Origin of the sequence: Glycomyces paridis, assembly GCF_004912155.1 — a bacterium.
Taxonomy (GTDB): Bacteria; Actinomycetota; Actinomycetes; order Mycobacteriales; family Micromonosporaceae; genus Glycomyces; species Glycomyces paridis.
Window position 1 is genome coordinate 202,675 of sequence record NZ_STGX01000006.1, and the last position, 20,200, is coordinate 222,874.

Here is a 20,200-nt window from a genome sequence, read left to right on the forward strand (position 1 = left end):
ACGATGGTGGCACACCGCGTGCCAACTTCGACCTCCGACCGGCCGGGCAAACGCGGCCGTACCCGCCTGGAGTCCCATTAGGACGCTGCCGTCGCAGGTCACGGCGGTTCGGGGACCCAGGGCGCGGTCGCGCGACTCGATACTGAGGCGGACCGAACCCTTCGTCAAGGAGTAGTGCCCATGCGCCTCGTCCAACGATTCCTGATCGCGGTCGCGCTCGTCGCCGCCGCGATCTTCGTCATCCCAACGCCCGCGCAGGCGGGCGGCAACTACATGCGCGTCTGCTTCCCCGTCGGCGAGACCCCTTGGGGCACGACCATCTGGGACTGCTACTGGATCGAAGTCCCCGTCCTGGGGCCGAAGAACCCGTGGCCGCCCGAGTGCTGGGTGTGCGACCCCCAACTGGACTTCTGGAAGGACTACGTCGACCCCGCGGTCCTGCACGAGTTCGACGCGCTCCTGGGCAAGGGCTTCGGCCTGCTCGCCGAATCGCACCTGACCAAGGACGAAAAACTCGCCGAGGTGCTGCGCGCCCAGGCGACCGAGGTGCTCCTCGAAGCGGCCGCCGTGGTCGAGAAGTACCCGGCCGAGCTGTACCGGGTCGGCTGGGTCGACGTGGAGAACGGCAAGGAGTACTTCGAGCCCGACCCGCATCCGTGGCTCACGGGGCTCGGCAAGGAGCTCGCGGAGGGCACCGCCCTCATGCAGCAGGCCTTGAACGACCCGAAGAACGCCGACCTCGACAAGGCCATGGCCCACTTCGACGCGGCATACGAGAACCTGGCGGAACTGGCGGCGGTCTGAACGAGGCCGTCACATTCCGCTGAAGACCCGTCGGGGACGGGCCGGACACCGTGCGTCCGGCCCGTCCCCGACGCCCTGAGACCCCTCGCCAGTCACCGCCGATACCCGACGCCGGTCGCTCGACGCCCCGACGCCCCGACGCCCCGTTGGGGCGCACGCGGGTCGTCGCGGCGGGGTCGGCGCCGAGCCTGCGCGCCACCGCCTCGGCGCCGAGGCGCCCTTCGTGCGGGCGGACCACGGTCCACCAGAACGACTCCCCGAAGAACTCGGGCAACCAGGCATCCTGGAACAGGCGCAGGTAGTGGTCGATCTGCTCGGGACTGGGGCCTGCCATGGGCGGTGCCTTTCGACGGACGAGGGTGCGTCGGCGTCGAGGAGTCCTCGCCGGTCGCCGGGAGAGGCGAGCGGGATGCGAGCCGTCGGTGAGCGGATCTCGGACCCGCTGTCGCCGCGGCGAGACGCCCCTGCCTCCGCGCATCCTCGCAGAGTCGCCTTGGACGGCTTGCGGAACGGGGTTCACTTCAGGCCCGGTTTCCCCTAGGGTCGTCAGATGCGAACTCGAACACCCGTGGCGGCATTCGCCGCTCTCGCAATCATTCTGTCCCCCAACGCCTCTGCCAACGCGCACGGTTCGTCGCTGGACGACGAGCTCCTTGAGGAGAAGCTCCGGGCCTATGCGGCCGTGGGCGACTACGCCGCCTTGGCGGCGGTCGCCGACGGCGACGACTCGTGGACCGGCGCGGCCGGGAATCGGACCGTCGACGGCGACGACGAGGCCCGGAGCGACGACCTGGTCCGCATCGCGAGCCTCACCAAGTCGATGGTGGCCGTCATCGTCTTCCAGCTCGAGGCCGAAGGCGAACTCGACCTCGACGACCCGATCGCCGACCACCTCCCCGGCGTCCTGCCGTACGAGGAGGAGATCACGATCCGCCAGCTCCTGGGCCACACCGCGGGCCTGGGCGAGTACTTCTGGAAGCTCTACCCGTCGCTCGGCGAGGGCAGCATCGCCGACCTCGAAGCGCACCAGGAAGAGCACCACAGCGCCGAGGAGCTCATCGCGCTCGCGACCGAGGGGCCGCTCCTGTTCCCGCCGGGCGAGGGCTGGTCCTACTCCACCACCGGCTACCTCGTGCTCGGGCTCCTCATCGAGGATCTCACGGGCGACTCGCTGCGGCACCAGCTCAAGAAGCGCGTCTTCGCGTCGGCGGGCATGGACGACGCCTACTTCCCGCGCGCGAACAGCTCCGGCTTCCACGGCCCGCACACCACGCCGTACATCACGACGGGCGACCCGTCGCGGCCCTACCTCGACACCACCGGCTTCTCCCACTCGGTGTTCTGGGCCGGCGGCTCCGTGGTCGCCGACGTGGACGACGTCAACGCCTTCTACCGGGCCGCCGCCGACGGCACGCTGCTGACGGCCGAGCAGTTCGCCGAGGCCGTGGACTTCCGCGCGACGCCCTGGAGCTTCGACTACGGCCTGGGCTTCGTCGGCCTCAAGCCCGGCTGCCCCGGCGATCCGGACGAGATGTTCATGGGGCACACCGGCGGCGGCGTCGGCCACACCACCTATTCGTTCCATTCGCTGGACGGACAGCGTCAGGTGACGCTGACCTGGAACCTCGACAACTCGCACGGCACGGTCGATCCCGATGAGCTGCAACGCACTCAGGACGAGTTCATCGCCGCGGCGCTCTGCGGCACCGACACGGCCGCGCCTGCCGTGACGGTCGAACAGCTCACGGCACTCCTCTGACGGCTCGGCGCCGGGGCCTGGGCCCCGGCGCCGCTGGGCCGTCTACTCGGTTCGGCCGAGCCCGGCCGCTTCGGCTCCGCTCAACGGCGCCGGATCAGGGCCGTGACGTCGTCGGCGAGCTGGTCGGGGTTCCTGTCGCTCGTGTCGATGCGGTGGTCGCCGATCCGGTCGTTCTCCAATCGGGCCGCTTCGTCGTGCGCGGCGGCGATGCGGCGCTCCAGGGTCTCCTCATCGAGCCCGCGCAGGTCGTCGCCGGGGAGTTCGACGCCGATGCCCTTGCCTCGCATCCGGATCCGCTCGGCGAGCGTCTCGGGGCGGGCGTCGAGACGGAAGATCGCGGGTTCGCAGTCCGGTAGGGCGTCCAGGTAGTGCCGCGTCGTGGCCGCTCCCCCGCCGGCGCCGGAGACGACGAGGTGCTCCGATCCGGCCTCGCGGTGAGTCCGCCACAAGGCGGCGAGGTTGCGGGCCTTGAGCCGGTGGCCGTCCGGGTCGTCCTCAGAGGAGGGGCGGGACCAGCCGATCTGTGCGAGGTCGACGTACGAGGCCTTCACCCCCGCGTTCAAGAGCCGCAGGAAGACCCCGAAGGCCACCATGGACTTGCCGACGCCGGTCGGGCCGCAGACCCACGTCATAGGCGCCCGCTCACCGGGGCTGGGGAGCGGCGTCTCTCTCGGGGCTTCGATCGGGGTGTCGTCGGATGCCGCCGGGCCGGGCCAGTCGCCGATGCGGTCGCGGACCGCCCGCACCGCCTCCGCGACCGATCGTCCTCCGGTGTCGATGCGCAGCTCGGTGATCGGGTCGCGTTCGAGCGCCGCCGCTCGCGCGTCGGCGGGTTCGGCCAGCTCCTCCGAACCGCGTCCGATCAGCCGCTCACGGCGCTCCTTCGAGCCGACGGTGAGTTCGACGAGCGTCAGGTCGAGGTCCGGGACCTGTGCGGCGTACTCGGCGACCATCGCCGCGGAGCCGACACCGCCGGAGAGGATGAGGCACCTGGCGCCGACGTCGCGGAAGCCGGGCCAGACCGCGCCGACCCCGCGGGCCTTCACGCGCTCGTCGTCCCGGTCGCCGGGCCCGGCGGGGTAGGCCATGCCTACCTGGTCGCCGTCGACGTACGCGACGGGAACGCCTTCGGCGGCGAGCTGGTCGAAGAGCGCCCAAGCGGTCGTGGTCTTGCCGGAGCCGGCCGCGCCGGCGAGCCAGAGGAAGGGGAGGGATGCCATCAGGCGAGCGTAGGGGCCCGCGGGCGCTCCGGCAATCGCATTCTGTCGCGGTCTGAGACCGAGCGCACGGCGGACATTCTCGCTCAGACTTGACCTTGACACGGTGACAAGGTCTTTACTGGGTTCAAGGAGGTGGTCCCCGTCAACACCGCACACACGAACCCGCAGGTCACGAGGCTGATCGAGGCGCTCGCCGCCGAGAAGCCGTCCGCGCGGCTCAAGGCCGCGCTCGCGATCGGCACCGACGCCGACCCGGCGCTGGCCGACGCGCTCGTCGCCCGCAGCGCGGTCGAACCGGACTTCTACGTCCGCGACATGCTCACCTGGGCGCTGACGCGGCTGCCGTCCGCGCTCACCGTGCCGAAGCTGCTCGCCGAGCTGCGCACCGGGGCCTCGCAGGCCCGGAGCCAGGCGCTCCACACGCTCTCCAAGATCGGGGACCAGGCCGCCTGGCCCGCCGTCACGCCGTCGCTGCTGCGCGACCCCGACGACGAGGTCGCCCGAGCCGCCTGGCGCGCCGCCGTCGCACTCGTCCCCGAAGGGCACGAAGCCGCCCTCGCCGAGGAACTCGTCTCACAGCTCGGACGCGGCGACCGCGAGGTGCACCTCAGCCTGAGCCGCGCGCTCGCGGCCCTCGGCGAACCGGCCGAACCGGTTCTGCGGGCGGCCGCGGCGAGCGGCGACGCCGCGGTGCGCGCCCACGCCGAGGCGACCGAGCGGCTCATGCGCGACCCCGAGGCGAGCTTCGAACTCGGCGTCGACCACGCGAAGCGCATCATCGCGCTCGGCGGCGAGGGCTGACCGGTGCTCATCGGCGAGGTCGCGCGCCGCTCCGGCGTGAGCACCAGGATGCTCAGACACTACGACTCGCTCGGCCTCGTGCGCCCGACCGGCCGGACCGTCGGCGGCTATCGCGAATACGCCGAAGTGGACATACGCCGGATCTTCCACGTCGAGAGCCTGCGGACCCTGGGCCTGTCGCTGCGCCAGATCGGACGCGTCCTCGACGACCCCGCCTTCGCGCCCTCAGCGCTCATCGGCGACCTCATCGAGGCCACCGAGGCACGGCTGGAACGCGAACGGGAACTGCTCCGGCGCCTGCGCGCCGTCGACGCCTCGGCACCGGACGGATGGGAAGAGGTGCTCGGCATCGTCGAACTCCTGCAAGGCCTCGGCTCGCCCAGCGCCGCCCGGCGCCAGCAGGCCGTCCTGGCGCCGCAGGCGCAGGCCCCGGGCGACGTGCTGGCCGAGGCGATCCTCGCCGAGTCCGACCCGAACGTGGCGGGAGCCTTGCGTTGGGCCGCAGCGCGGTCCGAACAGGACGTCGCCGAGGGACTCGCGGCGGGCCTGGCCTCGACGGACGTCGAGATCCGCAGGCGCGCCGCGCAGGCGCTCGCCGAACTCCCCGGAACGGAGGGCGCCCTCAAGGAGGCCCTCGCCGACCCGGACACCGCGGTCCGCGCGCACGCGGCGCTGACGCTGGGCAGGCGGGGCGAGGCCGAGGCAACCCCGGTCCTCATCGGACTCGTGGTGGAGGGGGCCAACGACGTGGAGGCCGCCGAGACACTGCGGGCCTTGGCGATCGGAAACGAAGCGGCGGAACGGATCGCGGACGACCTGGCGGCCGAGCTCGCCGCGCCGGGCAGGAGCGCGGCCGAACGGCTGCGCCTGGTCCAGGCGCTCGCCGAACTCCCGGCCGAGACGGCCGTGCCGCAGCTGCGGCGCTGGGCCGCGGACGAGGACCGGGCCGTGGCGAGGACGGCGGCGGCCCTGGCGGACATGATCGCGGCGCGAGAACGCGCTCGCGATTGAATGGGTGTCCGCGTTCGAACCCTGAGAGAGGACGAGACCCATGGCCGATGCCGCGGCACCCCGCACCCCGACCCGACGGCGGATGTGGGAGCTGATCCACGCCGAGCGTGCCGCGCTCGCCCGCGATCTGGCCGGGATCGATGACGAGCGCTGGCGGACGCCGTCGCTGTGCGAGGGGCTGACCGTGCGGCAGGTGGTGGCGCACCTGACCGCGGGCGCGAGCCTGGGCTGGGGCCGGTGGATGGCTGGGGTGGTCAAGTGCCGCTTCGACTTCGACAAGATGGTCGCGATGCGCCTGGCCGAACAGGAGGGCCGGAACCCGGCCGAGACGCTGGAACTGTTCGAGCGGGCGACGACGAGCACCGCCCACGCGATCCCGCTCAAGCCGCTGCTCGGCGAGACGATCGTCCACGGCGAGGACGTCCGCCGACCGCTGGGCATCGCACGCGCCTACCCGATCGAGACGGTGACCCTGCTGGCCGGGTACTACAGCCGGTCGGATTTCGTGGTGGTCGCCAAGAAACGTGTGGCCGGCCTGCGCCTGGTCGCCGACGACGGCCCCTTCGAGACGGGCGCGGGCCCCGTGGTCACCGGGCCGACGCTGGCCCTGACGATGGCGATGACCGGACGATCGGCCTACTGCGACGAGCTCGAAGGCGACGGCGTCCCGATCCTGCGCGAGCGCTGCGAGACGATGTAAGCCGGCGCGAGGACCGCCTTGAAGGTCCGTGCCGCCGCAGTCCACCGGCGTTTCGCGCCGGTGGGCGAAGTGTTCGCGGAGGTCGGCGGCGAGGGTCTCGGGGACCTGGTGGGCGGGGTGGTGGCCGCCGCGCGGGTGGCGCTTCCAGAACACGATGTTCGCGTGGTCGCGTTCGGCGAGCGGGCGGATCGACTCGAACACGTCGCCGTCGAAGACGGACACGCCGAGCGGGACGGTCGTGGGCGGGAGGGGCCGGTGCGCAAGGCGGGGTTCGCGGTAGCCGGTCAATGCGGCCGTTCCGGCGGTGTTGGTGAGCCAGTGCAGGGTCGTGTGGGTGAGGGCGTAGTCGTCGGTGACGCCGTCGTAGAGCTGTAGGTTCCAGGCGAGCTGCCCGGCGGGCGAGTCGGCGAGGGCGTGGGCGAGGGTCTGGGGCTGGGTGGCCTGCATGGCCAGGTAGGCGCCGGAATCGCGCAAAAACCGCTCAGTGCGTTCGAGCCGGGCGAGGTCGTCGGGTCCGAGGCCCGCGACCTCGCGGCGGTCGGGCGAGGGCAGTGAGAACACCTGTGTCACATGGACGGCGGTGACGTGGACGGGGTCGGCGCGGCCGAGTTCGAGCGCGATCGCGCCGCCGATGTCGTTGCCGTGGACGCCGTAGCGCCGATGGCCGAGGCGGGCCATGAGGTGGGCGAGCGCGCGGGCGGTGCGGCCCCGGTCCCAGCCGGGCTCGCGGATCGGCCCGGAGTGGCCGAAACCGGGAAGCGAGGGTATGACCAGGTCGAACGCCGGGTCGCCTTCGGTCAGCGGCGCGATGAGGTCGAGGTGCTCGAAGACCGACATCGGCCAGCCGTGAAGGAGCAGGAGCGGGAACGCTCCAGGAGTCTCCGAGCGCGCGTGTACATAGTGGAGGTCGATGCCGTCGATGCGGATGCGGTACTGCGGGTGCGCGTTGAGGGCCGCTTCGTGCCGCCGCCAGTCGTAGCCGTCCCGCCAGTACCCGATGTGGTCGCGCAGGCGCGCGAGCGGCACGTCCCATGCCCCGTTCGAGGGCAGGTCCTCGGCGAAGCGGGCGCGCCGCAGTCGTGTACGCAGGTCGTCGAGCTCGGACTGATCAATGTGGAGTTCGAAAGGCACGGCGCCGTTCACGTGCCTTGCGCTTCGCCTTCGAGGGCGTCGAGCGTGTCGGCGAGGAGCCGGAGGGCTTCGAGGGCGGCGGCGGCGCGGACGTCGCCGATGGTGTCGCAGAGGCGGTCGGCGAAGGCCGCGTGGGCGGGGTCGATCCGGTGCACGGCTTCGAGTCCCGCCGCGGTGGGCGCGACCAGTTTGGCGCGGCGGTGGGCCGGGTTGGGCCGGTACTCGACCATGCCCTTGGCGGCGAGGAGGTCGGCGATGCGCTGGACGCTCTGGCGGGTGATGCCCATCGCGCGGGCGATGCCGGAGACCGGCAGCGGCGCTTCGAGGACGGCGCCGAGGACCTGCCAGTGCGCGGCGGTGAGTCCGACCGGCGTGGCGAGGGCGTCGGCGACGTCGAGGAAGCGCCCGTTGAGCCGGAAGGTGGTGAGCGCCAGGCCGGACAGGAGTTCCTGGCGTTCGCTCACGCGTCCGCTCCGACCAGCTCGTAGTACCCGGCGGGGTCGCCGAGGCCGTAGAGCTTGTGCCAGGAGGCGAGGACCTCGGGCGTGTACAGGTCGAGCGCGGCGAAGACCTCGCGCGCGAAGTCGACCGGAGCGATGCCGGTGGCGGTGATGAGGCCGCGGTCGGTGACGGCCGGCGCGTCCTGGTAGAGGGCGGCGCCCTTGGAGCCGAACGCCTCGGTGAACTCGCGGGCGTTGCTGGTGTGGCGGCGGTCGTCGAGGAGGCCTTCGGCGGCGAGGCCGCCGGTGGCGCCGCAGATGGCGGCGACGGGGACTCCTGCGTCGAGGAAAGCGCGGGCCTTCGCGGCGAACGCGGCGTTGTCGCCGGTCAGCCACGTGCCAGCGCCCGGCAGGATCAGCATGGCGCTGTCGGCGGGTTCGAGGTCGGCGAGCGCGAGATCGGGCGTGATGCGCATCCCGCCCGCGGTGGTGACCGGAGCGAGGGTCGCGCCGACGGTGCGGGTGGCGTACCGGCCGGGCTCGCGCTGCCACTGGCCGTTGTTGATGTGGGCGGTGGCGTAGCCGACCTCCCAGTCGGCCAGATCGTCGTAGACGGCCACGTGCACGTTGCGGGTCATGGCGGTTCCTCTCTCACGGATATGACAGCACACTACCATGTTGACAACATGCTGTCAAACATTCTCACCGGACCCGGAAGGAGGGCCGCCGGGAGACAGGCGCCTCAGGCGGGCGACTCCCATTCCGGCAGCAGGTCGTCGACCATGCCGAGGTCGCGCGCGGGATAGGCGGCAAGGAGGGCGTCGAGGACGCCGCCCACGTTGAAATCGGCGTCGCCGAGCCGGTCACTGCGCACGATCGCCCCGCCGAAGCGACCGTCGAGCCGTTGAAGGTAGATGTTCTCGCCCTGGAAACTGAGAACCCCGCGGACCTGCGGAAACTCCTCGAAACACGCGGCCGCGGCAGTGAGCATGTCGGCGAAGGCCGCCGCCGCGTCTTCGAGGGGGATCCGCTTGTACTCGCGGAAGCCGACCGAAAGCACGGTGTCGACACCGAGGAGCGCGGTCATGTACGGGTCGTCGTAGTCGGTGCATTCGATGGCGGTGACCTGGAGTTCCCTCCGGGCGGCCATGCCCGGCGAGCCGGGGCTCTCGTACCGGCGGTCGCAGCCGAGCCGGTGGGCGAAGTAGTCGAGCGCCGCGGCGGCGCTCATGAACGGCGTCGCGTCCAGCCGGTACTCGATGGCCAAAACTGCTCCCTTATGGAATGTCAGGTCAGGTCGGCGAGCGCCGTTTCGAGTTCGGCGAGGTAGGCCTGGCTGGCGGGGGCGGCGTCGAGGAGGGAGTCGGTGAACAGGTCGACGTACTGCCGTTCGGCGGCGGCGCTGTAGCCGGCGGTCGCGTCGCATTCGGCGATCACGGCCGCGGCGGCGAACTCCTCGGCCTTGACGGTCTCGTAGCGTTCGCGGTCGGCGTCGGTGATGTCCGACTGGCGGTACTCGGTCACGCCGTCGGCGGTCTCCTCTGCGGATTCGGGCAGGTAGCGGTCGCGCCACTCGTCGCCGAGGTCGAGGCCGCCGAATTCGGAGAAGCCCCATTCCTCGTGCCCGGCGTCGGCGAGGCAGCTGAGGAGGTCGTCGGCCTCGGGGAGGTCGGTGAACGGCAGCGAGGCGAGGTCGCGGGCGTCGAGTTCGATCGCCGGGCCCCACACCCATTGCGAGCCGAAGCCGCTGTCGACCTGGCGCGGCTCGCCGTGGAGGCCGGTGAGGACCTCGCCCCGGCAGCCGCCCGGGCTGTCGGCCACGGTGTCGGCCGAGACCCACTCGCCGCCGGGCAGCCCCAGCGCCTCCCAGTCATCGGAGGAGAGGACGCTCGCGGCCTTGCTGGTCGCGGCCCAGTCGGCGCCACGGTAGGCGGTCTCCCAGGCCATCTGGTCGATCGCGGGAAGGTCGTCCCAGCCCGCACCGGCGGCCTCGAACTGCGAGAGGTCGATGACCGTCCATTCACCAGTGTCCTCTTCAGACTCCGTGCTGCGTTCGACCTCGTTGCGGTCGATGCCCTCCTGGTCGCCGTAAGTGTCGGCGTAGCCGAGCCAGTAGCCGAGCGCCCGTACTTCGGCCTCGGCCGCGTCGGGGAGCCCGACCGGGTCGGCGAGGTGCGCGAGGGATTCGCTCGGCGAGGGGCCCCTGTGGCTCCAGAGGCCGGTCATCGACTCCACGTTGTGGGTCGTGAAGCCTTCGGCCTCAAGGCATTCGATGATGCGCTCGGTCTCGGCCACGCGCAGCGCCGTCTCGGCCTCGGCGACCCCCGCGGCGAGCGCGTCGAGAGCTTCGAGGCCGTCCGGCGGGTCCTGCGCGGGCACGGGGTCCTCGGCTGCGGCGGCGCAAGCGGTTGCGGCGAGGAGGACGAGGAGGGGCGGGCCGATTCGGGGGGATCGCACGGCGGGGGTTCCGTTCGCTTGGCGGACAACGACTGCGTCTCGAAGGGCCGATCCTACCGAAAGCGGGCGGGACCGTCGGGCCGCCGCCGGTCGGCCCCCGCGCGGGGGCCGACCGACTCGCGGTCAGCTCCGGTTGACGGTGACGGTGAACGCCTCCAGGACGCCGAAGCGCTCGAAGTCCCCGTCGCCGGTCTCGCGGTACAGCGCGACCGAGTCCTCCAGTTGGTATACCTGGTCAGGACTGGGCCCGGCCGGACGCTCGTGTAGCGGACGGCCGCGGGCCGGGGCGACCGGGCCGGTGGATACTGGGACGGTGCGAGCGGGACGCCTGGTGTCGATGCTGCTCCTGCTGCAACAGCGCGGGGGCATGACCGCCGAGCGCCTCGCGGGCGAGCTGGGCGTCTCGGTGCGCACCGTCTACCGCGACGCCGAAGCCCTTGCGGCCGCTGGCATCCCGATCTACGGGGAGAGCGGCCACGCCGGCGGCTACCGGCTACTGGAGGGCTACCGCACCAAGCTCACCGGTCTCACCCGCGGCGAGGCCGAGGCGCTGGCGCTCACCGGCGTCCCCGAGGCCGCGGCCGACCTGGGGCTCCAGACCGAACTGGCCGCGCTCGAACTCAAACTCTCGGCCGCCCTCCCGCCCGCGCACCGCGAACGCGCCGAGGAGGCGCGGCGGCTCTTCCACCTCGACGTCACCGGCTGGTTCCAGCGCGCCGAACCCGTGCCCTTCCTGGCGCTCATCGCGAACGCCACATGGGAGCGGCGGCGGCTGCGCGCGACCTACCGGCGCTGGGCCGAACCGCACGTGGTCGAACGCGAGATCGAGCCGCTCGGGCTGGTCCTCAAGGGAGGACGCTGGTACCTGGTGGCGGCGAACGGGGGCGGCCCGGCGCACCTGTACAAGGTGACGAACCTCCTCGCCGCCGAGGCGACCGGGACGACCTTCGAACGGCCCGCGGACTTCGACCTCGCCGACTGGTGGGCCCGCCACCTCGACGACTTCGACGCCCGCCGCTATCTCGGCGAAGCCCTCGTCCGCTTCTCCCCCGACGCGGTCGCCCGCGCCGCCGACAACCTCGACGCCGACACCGTGGCCGCCATCGGCGACGGGCGCCCCGACGAGCACGGCTGGACCGTCGCGACCATCCCCATCGAAACCGACGCCCACGCCGCCGGCGAACTCCTCCGCCTCGGCGGCGCCGAAGTCCTCGAACCGCCCTCGCTGCGTGCCCTCATGCGCGACCTCGCGCAAGAGGCCGCGGCCCTCCACGCTTGACGGTCACTCCCGAGCGCGGCCGCTCCCCCGCAGCGACACCGCCACAGCCGCCGTGACCAGCGCGCACACGGCGCCGAGCAGGTAGAACCCGTAGCGCACGTGCGTGGCGTCGGCGAGGAACGCCACGGCCACCGTCATCACCGCGCTCAGTCCCAGGCCCGCCGCGTTCACCGCGCCGAAGAGACGCCCGGCTCGGTGGCCGGGGACGGCGGCGAGCAGGAGCGAGCGCATCCCGACCCTGGAGAGCCCGACCAGGAACGCCGCGAACGGAATGCACACCAGCAGCGCCGCCAGGTGCAGCGGCAGCACGAACGACAGGAGCGCGCATCCGATCCCGCCCGCGACCGCCGTGCGCAACTGCCCGTGCCGGCCGCTCACCCTCGTGTACAGCGCCGCGGCGACGCAGAACCCCAGTCCCGCAAGGGCGTCCACGAGCCCGTACACGCCCGCGCCCCGCCCGAACCCCTCGTAGACGAGCACGATCAGGGTGGTGTTGCTGACCATCGTCATCACCTGGCAGAGCGCGTACAGCAGCCCGAGCCGGACCAGCGGCGCGTCGGCCGGGCCGGCGTCGGCGGCGCTCTCCACAGTGGCCGACTCGACCCGGGGTGCCCGGCGCAGCGCCCACATCGCGGCGGCCGAGGCGAGGAACGTCGCGCCGTTGAACACGAACAGCGGCGTGGTGCCGACGAAGTGGATGAGGAACCCGCCGATCGAGGCCGCCAGGAGCATCCCGAGCTGGAGGACCATCTCGTAGTGGGCGCTGAAGCGGGCGACGCGGGAGGGATGCACCCGTTCCTTGATGAGCGCGTTGCTCGCGGGCATGAACATCGCGGCGAGCAGCGCCAGCGCGAAGGCCGTGGCGTAGGCGACCGGCCCGGGTTCGCCCCCGGCGATCATCCAGGCGGGCAGGACCAACGCGGCGGCGGCGCTGGCAAGGTCGGCGGCGAGGCAGAGGGTGCGGCGGTCGAAGCGGTCGGCGACGGTGCCGAACCACAGCGAGAGCAGCGCGGGCGGGACGGAGACGGCGATGAAGAGCCAGCCGACGGCGAGAGCGCTCTCGCCGGTGGTGAAGACGAGGACGGCGGCGGCGACGAGCTGGATGCCGTTGCCGAGGCTGGTCGCGAAGGTGGCCGGGAGGAGGAGCCGTTCGGCGCGGCCGACGGGCGGCAGGGCGGTCGCGGCGGCGCGCGGCCGGGCGGTGATCGTCATGTCCGAGAGGATGCACCGGCTTCGCTGACAACTCGTGTCAGTGAAGCGGAGTGAGGCCGGTCACGGCTGCTGCGGTCAGTTGCCTTCGAGGTAGGCGAGGACGGCGAGGACGCGGCGGTTGTCGTCCTCGGACTGGCCGAGGCCGAGCTTGCGGAAGACGTTCGCGGAGTGCTTGCCCACGGCCTTCTCGGTGACGAACAGGCTCGCGGCGATCGCGGCGTTGGTGCGGCCCTCGGCCATGAGCCCGAGCACTTCGAGCTCCCGGGGGGTGAGGGCGTCGAGGCGGTTGCGCTGGCGGCCGAGGAGGCGGGCGACGACCTCGGGGTCCATGGCGGTGCCGCCGGCGGCGACGCGGCGCAGGGCCTCGATGAACTCGGTGACGTTGGAGACGCGGTCCTTGAGGAGGTAACCGACGCCGCCGCGCCGGTCGCCGAGGAGTTCGCGGGCGTAGAGCTGCTCGACGTACTGGGAGAGGACGAGGATCGGCAGGGCGGGGATGTGGCGGCGGGCCTCGATGGCGGCGCGCAGTCCCTCGTCCTTGAAGGTGGGCGGGAGCCTGATGTCGACGACCGCGACGTCGGGGCGGTGCTTCAGGAGCGCGGCGAGGAGGGCGGGGCCGTTGTCGACGGCCTCGACGACGGTGCAGTCGTGGGCTTCGAGCATCCGGGTGAGGCCGTCGCGCAGCAGCGAGTGGTCTTCGGCGAGGACGACGTCCATCGGGCTCCTGTGTGGTCGGCGGCCGCGCGGTGCGCGAGCGGTTCGGTCGGTGTGTCGGCGCTGGTCCCGGTCAGGCGGCCTCGGCGGGATGGTCGGCCCCGCGGACGGCGGTGGCGGCGGGGATGCCCATGGTGACGACGGTGGGGCCGCCTTCGGGGCTGGAGACGTCGAAGGTGCCGTCGAAGGCTGCGAGGCGGCGGCGGACGCCGTCGAGGCCGCCGCCGGGGGCGATGTCGGCGCCGCCGCGGCCGTCGTCGCGGACCTCGATGACGACCCGGTGGCCGACGCGGCCGACGATGACCTGGACCTGGGTGGCCTCGGCGTGCTTGGTGATGTTGGTGAGGACCTCGTTGGTGGCGAAGTACGCGGCGGCTTCGAGCGGCTGCGGGAGCTTGTCGCCGAGCCGGTCGACGACGGAGACCGGGAGAGGGTGGTCGAGGGCCATGGCCTGAAGGGCGCCGGTGAAGCCGCGGTCGGCGAGGACGGGCGGGTGGATGCCGCGCACGAGCTGGCGGATCTCCTCGAGGGCGTCGGAGCAGGCCTGGCGGGCCTCGCCGACGAGCGCGGCGGCCTTGTCTGGGCTGCCGTGTTCCAGGAGCTCCTCGGCCATGCCGAGGGTGAGGCTGAGGGCGGCGATGCGGGCCTGGGCGCCGTCGTGGAGGTCGCGTTCGATGCGGCGCAGTTCGGCGGCGGCGTGGTCGGCGGTCTCGTCGCGGGCGAGGCGCAGCTCGGAGACGCGGGCGGTGAGCAGGGCCTTGGCGGTGGGGCCGAGGAGGAGCACGCCGAGGTGGGAGTACCAGCGCAGGAACAGCTCGCCCCAGCGCCACCAGGCGGCGCCGCAGGCGAGGGCGAGCGGCACGAGCATGAGGGTCTTCGCGGGGGTGTCGAAGTCGTAGAAGCCGAAGTCGTTGACGACGGGGATGGGCGCCGAGTGGAAGACGGTGACCAGCAGCAGCGGCTGCACGAGGTAGTAGACGGCGACGCCGAAGACGCCGAGGTAGAGGAGGTTGACGAGAAAGCCGAGGGTCGCGTCGATGGCGAGCCAGGAAACGTCGCGCCAGGTCGCGGCCTCGCGGACGAGCAGGAGGGCCTGCTGGTCGATGCGGGTGCGCGGCCGGGTCCGGTAGGGGGCGGGGATCTGGACGCCGAGCTGCTCGCCGATGATGCGCCGCTGGGAGTTGGCCCAGACGCGGATGGCGAGGAGGACGCCGACGGCGAAGGGGATGCCGACCCAGAACACGACGAGCGCGCCGGTGACGATCGCGGCGACCAGGAGCACACCGGCGACGACCGTGAGGCTGAAGCGCAGGACCGACCAGCCGGGTAGGGCCAGTCGCCGCGTGATCGGATTCGCCGGCATCGACATGGTGGCCCAAGCGTACCCGGCGGCGGCGCTGCGACCTGCGGCGCGACCGCCGAACGGGCGCCGGTCACCCGTCGGGGGCCGCAGCCGGACCGTTGCGGGAGGTGACGGGACGGGCGCGAGTCCACCCGTGAGCAGGGGTCGCGGGCGCTCCGGCGGGGCCGGCGTCAGTCGAGGACGCGGGCGATCGAGAGGCCGTCGTAGCCCTTGACGCCGACGGTCTGCATGACGGTGCCCTCCAGCTTCGGGTGGGCCGCGACGCGCTCCAGATAGGAGCGGACGCCGCGCACGTTGGGGTCGCGGCTGAGGCCGTCGGCGACCGCGCCGCCGCGGACCACGTTGTCGGCCACGATGAGGCTCCCTGGCCGGGTGAGGCGCAGGGCCCATTCCAGATAGGCCGGGTAGCCGCCCTTGTCGGCGTCGATGAAGACGAGGTCGAACGGCTCGGGCGCCTCGGCGGCGAGCGCGGGGAGGCTCTGCCCGGCGTCGCCGACGCGGATCTCCACCGTCCCGACCAGTCCGGCGCGGGCGACGTTCCCGCTGGCGACCTCGGCGTGCCTGGGGCTGTACTCGAGGCTGACGAGGTGGCCGTCGGCGGGCAGGGCCCGCGCCATCCAGATCGCGCTGTAACCGCCGAGGGTGCCGATCTCCAGGATGCGCCGGGCGCCGAGCGTCTTGGCGAGCAGGTACAGGAGCTTGCCCTGGGCGGGCGAGATCGAGATCGGCGGGAGGCCCGCGCGCTGCGCGGCCGCGGTCGCCTCCGCGAGTACCTCGTCCTCGCCGACGAGCAGCGAGCCGAGGAATACGTCGACTTCGGTCCATTGCGCCTGACCCATGGTTCGCCCCTTCCGAGGTGTCCGAGAACTCCGGTGAAACGCTATCACCGCGGCCGGGCCCGACTCGCCTCGATAAAACCGGACTTTCGCCGCCGCCGCGGACCGGTCGTTGCGGCCCCGTATCGGAGAACGCGGAATGGTACCGCTAATGGGTGAAGCCTGTTGTTGTAATTACCGCATTGACGGAGGATGAAGGGTCGTCTTTTGTCAGACTTTGCCCCTGTATCAACGGAACGCGCCGGGCTCGGTCTTGCTGATCGTCGTACGGTGCAACGGCTTGAATGATAGACCTGAATCACGACTTGTTCGCGACCGAGAATCCGGCTCTCCGGTGCGGCGGCGGACTGGAATGACGACCGGCTTCGGGGGGAGCCGGTCGCACACTGGGGGGTATCGCTATGAGCATGGCACGATCGGCGACCGTCGACATCGGCACCACCATGCGGCTCGTCGCGCCCGATTTCGCGACGGTGAGTGTGCGCGCGAGTCTGCGCTACGACCCGGACGATCCCTACGCGGTCTGCGTCATGTTCCACCCCGACGGCACCGACGCCGACCAGGTGGCCTGGTCGTTCTCCCGCGAGCTGCTCGCGAAGGGCCTGGAGGAGCCCACGGGGATCGGCGACGTGCGGGTGTGGCCCTGGACGACGCCGCGGGGCGAGTCGGTGGCGCTGGCGCTCTCCTCGCCCGACGGGAACGCCCTCTTCGAGATCAACCGCGGGGTGGTGCAGCGCTTCCTGCGCCGCGCCTACAGCCTGGTGCCGCGCGGGCGCGAATCGGGCTATGTGGACATGGACACCACCCTCACGAAGCTCTTGGCCGGGGGCGTCTGAAGCGCTTTTCCAGCCATCGCGAAAGGGCGGACCGGGATGCCCGGTCCGCCCTTTCCGTCGTCTGTTCCCGTGCGCTTCGAACGCCGGGTGTCCTTTCAGTTGCGCAGCAGCGCCGTGGTCTGGGCGGCGATCTCGCCCTCTTCGTTGGTGGGGACGACCATGACGGTGATCGGGGAGCCCGGGGTGGAGATGACCGGTCCCCCGGCGGCGTTGGCGGCCTCGTCGAGCCGCACCCCGAGCGCCGTCAGCGACCCGAGGGCGCCCGCGCGCACCTCGGCGCTGTTCTCGCCGATCCCGGCGGTGAACGCGATCGCGTCGGCCCCGCCGAGCGCGGCGATGTACGCGCCGATGTACTTGCGGATGCGGTAGCAGTAGATCTCCAGCGCGATCTGGGCGGCGCGGTCGCCGCCCTCGGCGGCGGCCTCGACCACGCGCATGTCGATCTGCCCGGCCAGCGCGAGCATCCCGGACTCCTTGTTGAGGGCGTCGTCGAGGTCGGCGAAGCTCGCGCCGGTGCTGCGGTGCATGTGGAAGACGATGGCCGGGTCGATGTCGCCCGAGCGGGTGCCCATGACGAGGCCTTCGAGCGGGGTGAGGCCCATGGAGGTGTCGATGGAGCGGCCGCGTTCGACGGCGGTCACCGAGGCGCCGTTGCCGAGGTGGGCGACGATCACGTTGACCTCTTTGGGGTGCCTGCCGAGCATTTCGGCGGCCTTGCGGGAGACGTAGGCGTGCGAGGTGCCGTGGAAGCCGTAGCGGCGCACGCCGTGGTCCTCGCGCCAGGAGGCGGGGACGGCGTAGAGGTGGGCCCTCTCAGGGACGGTGGCGTGGAAGGCGGTGTCGAAGACGGCGACCTGGGGCAGGCGCGGGAAGAGCTTGCGGGCGACGCGGATGCCTTCGAGGTTCGCGGGGTTGTGCAGGGGCGCGAGGGAGGAGAGCCGGTCGATGGCCGCTTCGACCTCGTCGTCGACGACGACGGGCTGCACGAAGCGCTCGCCGCCGTGGACGACGCGGTGGGCGACGGCGATGAGCCCGGCGTCGGCCAGGGGCGTGCCGTGCTCCTCGAAGGCCGCGACGACGGCTTCGAGCCCGGCGGCGTGGTCGGCGATGTGCGCGGTGCGTTCGGTGCGCTCGTCGCCGTGCCGGTGGGTGAGGATCGACTCGGACTGCCCGACGCGCTCGATGAGGCCTGAGGTGGACGCCTGGAGGGTCTCGCCGTCGACCAGCTGGTACTTGATCGACGAGGACCCCGAGTTGACCACCAGGACCGGTGCGCTCATGGAAGTTCCCCTTCTCGGCCCGACCGCGGGCTCAGTCCGTCCGGCTCGCCTGGATGGCGGTCAGTGCGACGGTGTTGACGATGTCGGGCACGGTCGCGCCCCGGGACAGGTCGTTCACGGGCTTGCGGAGGCCCTGGAGGACCGGGCCGACGGCGATGGCGCCGGCGGAGCGCTGCACGGCCTTGTACAGGTTGTTGCCGGTGTTCAGGTCGGGGACGATGAAGACGGTGGCCTTCCCCGCCACTTGCGACTGCGGTAGCTTCGTGCCCGCGACGCCGGCGTCGGCGGCGGCGTCGTACTGGATGGGCCCCTCCACCGGGAGGTCCGGTCGGCGGGACCGGACGATCTCGGTGGCCTCCCGGACCTTGTCGACGGCTTCGCCGCGGCCGGAGGTGCCGGTGGAGTAGGAGAGCATCGCCACGCGCGGTTCCACGCCGAACTCGGTGGCGGTGTCAGCAGAGGATAGCGCGATGTCGGCGAGCTGCTCGGCATCGGGGTTGGGGTTGACGGCGCAGTCGCCGTAGACGAGGACGCGGTCTTCGAGGCACATGAAGAACACCGAGGAGACAACGGCCACTTCGGGATTGGTCTTGATGATCTCGAAGGAGGGCCGGATGGTGTGGGCGGTGGTGTGGACGGCGCCGGAGACCATGCCGTCGGCCATGCCGGTGTGGACCATCATGGTGCCGAAGTAGGAGACGTCGGCGACGGTGTCGTAGGCGGCCTCGACGGTGACGCCCTTGTGGGCGCGCAGTCGCGCGTACTCCTTCGCGAAGCGTTCGCGGATCTCGTGGTCGCCGGGGTTGAGGATGGCGGCGCGCCCGAGGTCGACGCCGAGCTGCGCGGCCTGGGAGCGGATGGCGGACTCCTCGCCGAGGAGGGTGAGGCGGGCGACGTCGCGGCGCAGGAGGATCTCGGCGGCCTGAAGGATGCGCGGTTCGGCGCCTTCGGGGAGCACGATGTGCTTGTCGAGCGCTTTGGCGCGTCCGAGCATGGAGTGCTCGAACATGATCGGGGTGACGACGGTGGGTTTGGACAGTGCGAGGCGGTCGAGGAGGTCGTCGCCGTCGACGCCGGCGGCGAAGTCCTCGAGGGCGCGGGTGATCTTGCCCTGGCCGCCGGCGGCGAGGGAGCCGGCGACGTCGCCGACGAGGTTGGCCATGTCGAAGGTGTCGTGCGGGACGAGGGCGATCGGCAGGCGGGAGTCGAGTCCGGCGACGATGTCGAGGATCTGCGGTTCGGGGCGGATGCCGCCGGTGAGGAAGACCGCGGCGAGGCTGGGGGTGCCTTCGGCGAGGTGGGCGGCGAGGAGGCCGAGGAGCACTTCGGAGCGGTCGCCGGGGAGGATCACGGCCTTGTCGTCGGCGAGGCGCGTGAGGAGGTTGGGGAGGGTCATGGCGGCGACGACCACGTCGCCGACGGTGCGGGTGAGGACCTCGGGGTCGCCGGAGATGAGGGTCGCGTCGGCCGCTTCGACGAGTTCGGCGACGGTGGGGGCCTCGATGGCGGGGTCGTCGACGATGACGCCGGTGCCGGGGTGGGCGGCCTTGACGAGGTCGGCGTCGGCGGGGTCGACGCGGTTGACGACGGTGCCGATGACGGTCGCGTGGTCGGCCTCGGCCTGGGCGACGCCGAAGCGCAGGGCGGCGGCGATGTCGGCGGGGGTCTTGCGGTAGCCGGTGATGACGAGGAGCAGGGGCGCGGCGAGGTTGACCGCGACGCGCGTGTTGAAGGTGAACTCGACGGAGGCGGCCACATCGGAGTAGTCGGAGCCGACGACGAGGACGAACTCGTGCCGGTCGGCGAGCGCGTGGTAGCGCTCGACGATCCGGGTAAGCGCCGCGTCGGCGTCGTCGCGGACGTCGGAGTAGGTGACGCCCACCGAGGCCTCGTAGGGTTCGGTGAGCCGGTAGCGGTCGCGCAGCAGGGTGATGACGGGGTCGCCCGAGGCGGTGTCGGCGTCGCGGACGATCGGCCGGAAGACCGCGACGGACCCGGCCCTCCTGGTGAGGAGGTCCATGACGCCGACCGCGACGGTCGACTTGCCGCTGTTGGGGTCCAGACTGGCGAGAAAGAGACTTTGAGCCACGGCTCCAACGCTATCCACCCCGTGCGACCCCCGCAGCCGATCTGCGCCCGGGCTCACCTGTGAGCTTGGGCCCGCGTATGCGGCGCGTCGGTGATGAAGGTCGAGGCGTCTACCATCCCCAACCCCCACCCACCCGGGGAAAGGTAGGCCCATCCTTCCGCGCGGGTCCGACAAGAACGCCGCTCGGCGGCGCCGGAGTCACCCGAAAGTGTGGGCGGCAGGTGCGCCGGGCCGGGCGCCGCCGGGTCGCTCGGGGACGGTGCCCGTG

Annotated in this window: 19 protein-coding genes and 1 pseudogene; 8 read left to right on the forward strand and 12 right to left on the reverse strand. The window is 72.0% G+C overall.

Annotated features, from left to right (window positions below):
* The first annotated feature begins 180 nt into the window (after window positions 1-180).
* Together E9998_RS10180 and E9998_RS10185 are read left to right on the forward strand one after the other, a co-directional pair.
* Window positions 181-804 (forward strand): hypothetical protein, encoded by a 624-nt coding sequence (locus E9998_RS10180; protein ID WP_136529595.1) that lies wholly within the window; start codon window positions 181-183, stop codon window positions 802-804.
* 550 nt (window positions 805-1,354) lie between these two features.
* A complete protein-coding gene (locus E9998_RS10185; protein WP_136529596.1) occupies window positions 1,355-2,563 on the forward strand; it encodes a serine hydrolase domain-containing protein in 1,209 nt (402 codons plus the stop codon).
* An 80-nt stretch (window positions 2,564-2,643) separates the two neighbouring features.
* On the opposite strand, the gene E9998_RS10190 is transcribed toward E9998_RS10185, so the two are convergent.
* Complete coding sequence (locus E9998_RS10190) at window positions 2,644-3,783, reverse strand: adenylyl-sulfate kinase (protein ID WP_136529597.1); 1,140 nt, start codon at window positions 3,781-3,783, stop codon at window positions 2,644-2,646.
* 132 nt (window positions 3,784-3,915) lie between these two features.
* Between E9998_RS10190 and E9998_RS10195 the strand changes: the two genes are divergently transcribed.
* Genes E9998_RS10195 through E9998_RS26230 form a run of 4 tightly spaced genes read left to right on the forward strand, consistent with a single transcriptional unit; the run spans window position 3,916 to window position 6,670 of the window.
* Window positions 3,916-4,584, forward strand: coding sequence for a HEAT repeat domain-containing protein (locus E9998_RS10195; protein WP_136529598.1), 669 nt, complete (start codon window positions 3,916-3,918; stop codon window positions 4,582-4,584).
* A gap of 3 nt (window positions 4,585-4,587) precedes the next feature.
* Entirely contained in the window at window positions 4,588-5,595 is a 1,008-nt protein-coding gene (locus E9998_RS10200) for a MerR family transcriptional regulator (RefSeq protein ID WP_136529599.1), read from the forward strand.
* Between the two features lie 40 nt (window positions 5,596-5,635).
* Window positions 5,636-6,295: a maleylpyruvate isomerase family mycothiol-dependent enzyme gene (locus E9998_RS10205; protein ID WP_136529600.1), complete on the forward strand. Its 660-nt coding sequence runs from the start codon at window positions 5,636-5,638 to the stop codon at window positions 6,293-6,295.
* A gap of 18 nt (window positions 6,296-6,313) precedes the next feature.
* On the forward strand, window positions 6,314-6,670 hold the full coding sequence (locus E9998_RS26230) for a hypothetical protein (protein WP_240037555.1): 357 nt from the start codon (window positions 6,314-6,316) through the stop codon (window positions 6,668-6,670).
* A gap of 204 nt (window positions 6,671-6,874) precedes the next feature.
* Here the strand turns inward: E9998_RS26230 and E9998_RS26235 are convergent.
* The 5 genes and pseudogenes from E9998_RS26235 to E9998_RS10230 all read right to left on the reverse strand — a co-directional run.
* Window positions 6,875-7,438 (reverse strand): annotated as a pseudogene (locus E9998_RS26235) (epoxide hydrolase family protein); the annotation flags it as partial.
* Window positions 7,435-7,890, reverse strand: coding sequence for a MarR family winged helix-turn-helix transcriptional regulator (locus tag E9998_RS10215; protein WP_136529601.1), 456 nt, complete (start codon window positions 7,888-7,890; stop codon window positions 7,435-7,437). The gene E9998_RS10215 and the pseudogene E9998_RS26235, both read right to left, overlap by 4 nt.
* Window positions 7,887-8,504, reverse strand: a complete 618-nt coding sequence (locus E9998_RS10220) for a DJ-1/PfpI family protein (RefSeq protein WP_136529602.1) — start codon at window positions 8,502-8,504, stop codon at window positions 7,887-7,889. The genes E9998_RS10215 and E9998_RS10220 overlap by 4 nt, the downstream gene beginning before the upstream one ends.
* Before the next feature lie 104 nt (window positions 8,505-8,608).
* Window positions 8,609-9,133 (reverse strand): SitI3 family protein, encoded by a 525-nt coding sequence (locus E9998_RS10225; protein WP_136529603.1) that lies wholly within the window; start codon window positions 9,131-9,133, stop codon window positions 8,609-8,611.
* A 20-nt stretch (window positions 9,134-9,153) separates the two neighbouring features.
* Window positions 9,154-10,323, reverse strand: a complete 1,170-nt coding sequence (locus tag E9998_RS10230) for a hypothetical protein (protein WP_136529604.1) — start codon at window positions 10,321-10,323, stop codon at window positions 9,154-9,156.
* A gap of 313 nt (window positions 10,324-10,636) precedes the next feature.
* Here E9998_RS10230 and E9998_RS10235 point away from each other — a divergent pair, with 313 nt between their 5' ends.
* Window positions 10,637-11,602: a helix-turn-helix transcriptional regulator gene (locus E9998_RS10235; protein ID WP_136529605.1), complete on the forward strand. Its 966-nt coding sequence runs from the start codon at window positions 10,637-10,639 to the stop codon at window positions 11,600-11,602.
* A 3-nt stretch (window positions 11,603-11,605) separates the two neighbouring features.
* Here the strand turns inward: E9998_RS10235 and E9998_RS10240 are convergent, their stop codons facing one another.
* From E9998_RS10240 to E9998_RS10255, 4 genes are all read right to left on the reverse strand, one after another.
* Window positions 11,606-12,814, reverse strand: coding sequence for an MFS transporter (locus E9998_RS10240; protein ID WP_136529606.1), 1,209 nt, complete (start codon window positions 12,812-12,814; stop codon window positions 11,606-11,608).
* A gap of 75 nt (window positions 12,815-12,889) precedes the next feature.
* Window positions 12,890-13,531 (reverse strand): response regulator, encoded by a 642-nt coding sequence (locus E9998_RS10245; RefSeq protein ID WP_136529607.1) that lies wholly within the window; start codon window positions 13,529-13,531, stop codon window positions 12,890-12,892.
* 70 nt (window positions 13,532-13,601) lie between these two features.
* Window positions 13,602-14,897 carry a sensor histidine kinase gene (locus E9998_RS10250; RefSeq protein WP_136529608.1) on the reverse strand — a complete coding sequence of 432 codons (1,296 nt, stop codon included), beginning with the start codon at window positions 14,895-14,897 and terminating at the stop codon, window positions 13,602-13,604.
* Window positions 14,898-15,061: 164 nt separating this feature from the next.
* A complete protein-coding gene (locus tag E9998_RS10255; protein WP_136529609.1) occupies window positions 15,062-15,730 on the reverse strand; it encodes an O-methyltransferase in 669 nt (222 codons plus the stop codon).
* Window positions 15,731-16,128: 398 nt separating this feature from the next.
* Here E9998_RS10255 and E9998_RS10260 point away from each other — a divergent pair, with 398 nt between their 5' ends.
* Entirely contained in the window at window positions 16,129-16,563 is a 435-nt protein-coding gene (locus E9998_RS10260; RefSeq protein WP_091043033.1) for an SsgA family sporulation/cell division regulator, read from the forward strand.
* 95 nt (window positions 16,564-16,658) lie between these two features.
* Here the strand turns inward: E9998_RS10260 and E9998_RS10265 are convergent, their stop codons facing one another.
* Window positions 16,659-17,843, reverse strand: coding sequence for an acetate/propionate family kinase (locus E9998_RS10265; RefSeq protein ID WP_136529610.1), 1,185 nt, complete (start codon window positions 17,841-17,843; stop codon window positions 16,659-16,661).
* A gap of 31 nt (window positions 17,844-17,874) precedes the next feature.
* Window positions 17,875-19,932, reverse strand: coding sequence for a phosphate acetyltransferase (gene pta, locus E9998_RS10270; RefSeq protein ID WP_240037557.1), 2,058 nt, complete (start codon window positions 19,930-19,932; stop codon window positions 17,875-17,877).
* Window positions 19,933-20,200: the final 268 nt, after the last annotated feature.

Bases quoted from the DNA above. Each gene is read 5' to 3' on its own strand.
- E9998_RS10185 (WP_136529596.1), top strand. From the start codon at position 1,355: ATGCGAACTCGAACACCCGTGGCGGCATTCGCCGCTCTCGCAATCATT.
- E9998_RS10265 (WP_136529610.1), bottom strand. From the start codon at position 17,843: ATGAGCGCACCGGTCCTGGTGGTCAACTCGGGGTCCTCGTCGATCAAG.
- E9998_RS10245 (WP_136529607.1), bottom strand. From the start codon at position 13,531: ATGGACGTCGTCCTCGCCGAAGACCACTCGCTGCTGCGCGACGGCCTC.
- E9998_RS10255 (WP_136529609.1), bottom strand. From the start codon at position 15,730: ATGGGTCAGGCGCAATGGACCGAAGTCGACGTATTCCTCGGCTCGCTG.
- E9998_RS10240 (WP_136529606.1), bottom strand. From the start codon at position 12,814: ATGACGATCACCGCCCGGCCGCGCGCCGCCGCGACCGCCCTGCCGCCC.
- E9998_RS10250 (WP_136529608.1), bottom strand. From the start codon at position 14,897: ATGTCGATGCCGGCGAATCCGATCACGCGGCGACTGGCCCTACCCGGC.
- E9998_RS10260 (WP_091043033.1), top strand. From the start codon at position 16,129: ATGAGCATGGCACGATCGGCGACCGTCGACATCGGCACCACCATGCGG.
- E9998_RS10205 (WP_136529600.1), top strand. From the start codon at position 5,636: ATGGCCGATGCCGCGGCACCCCGCACCCCGACCCGACGGCGGATGTGG.
- E9998_RS10220 (WP_136529602.1), bottom strand. From the start codon at position 8,504: ATGACCCGCAACGTGCACGTGGCCGTCTACGACGATCTGGCCGACTGG.
- E9998_RS10180 (WP_136529595.1), top strand. From the start codon at position 181: ATGCGCCTCGTCCAACGATTCCTGATCGCGGTCGCGCTCGTCGCCGCC.
- E9998_RS10190 (WP_136529597.1), bottom strand. From the start codon at position 3,783: ATGGCATCCCTCCCCTTCCTCTGGCTCGCCGGCGCGGCCGGCTCCGGC.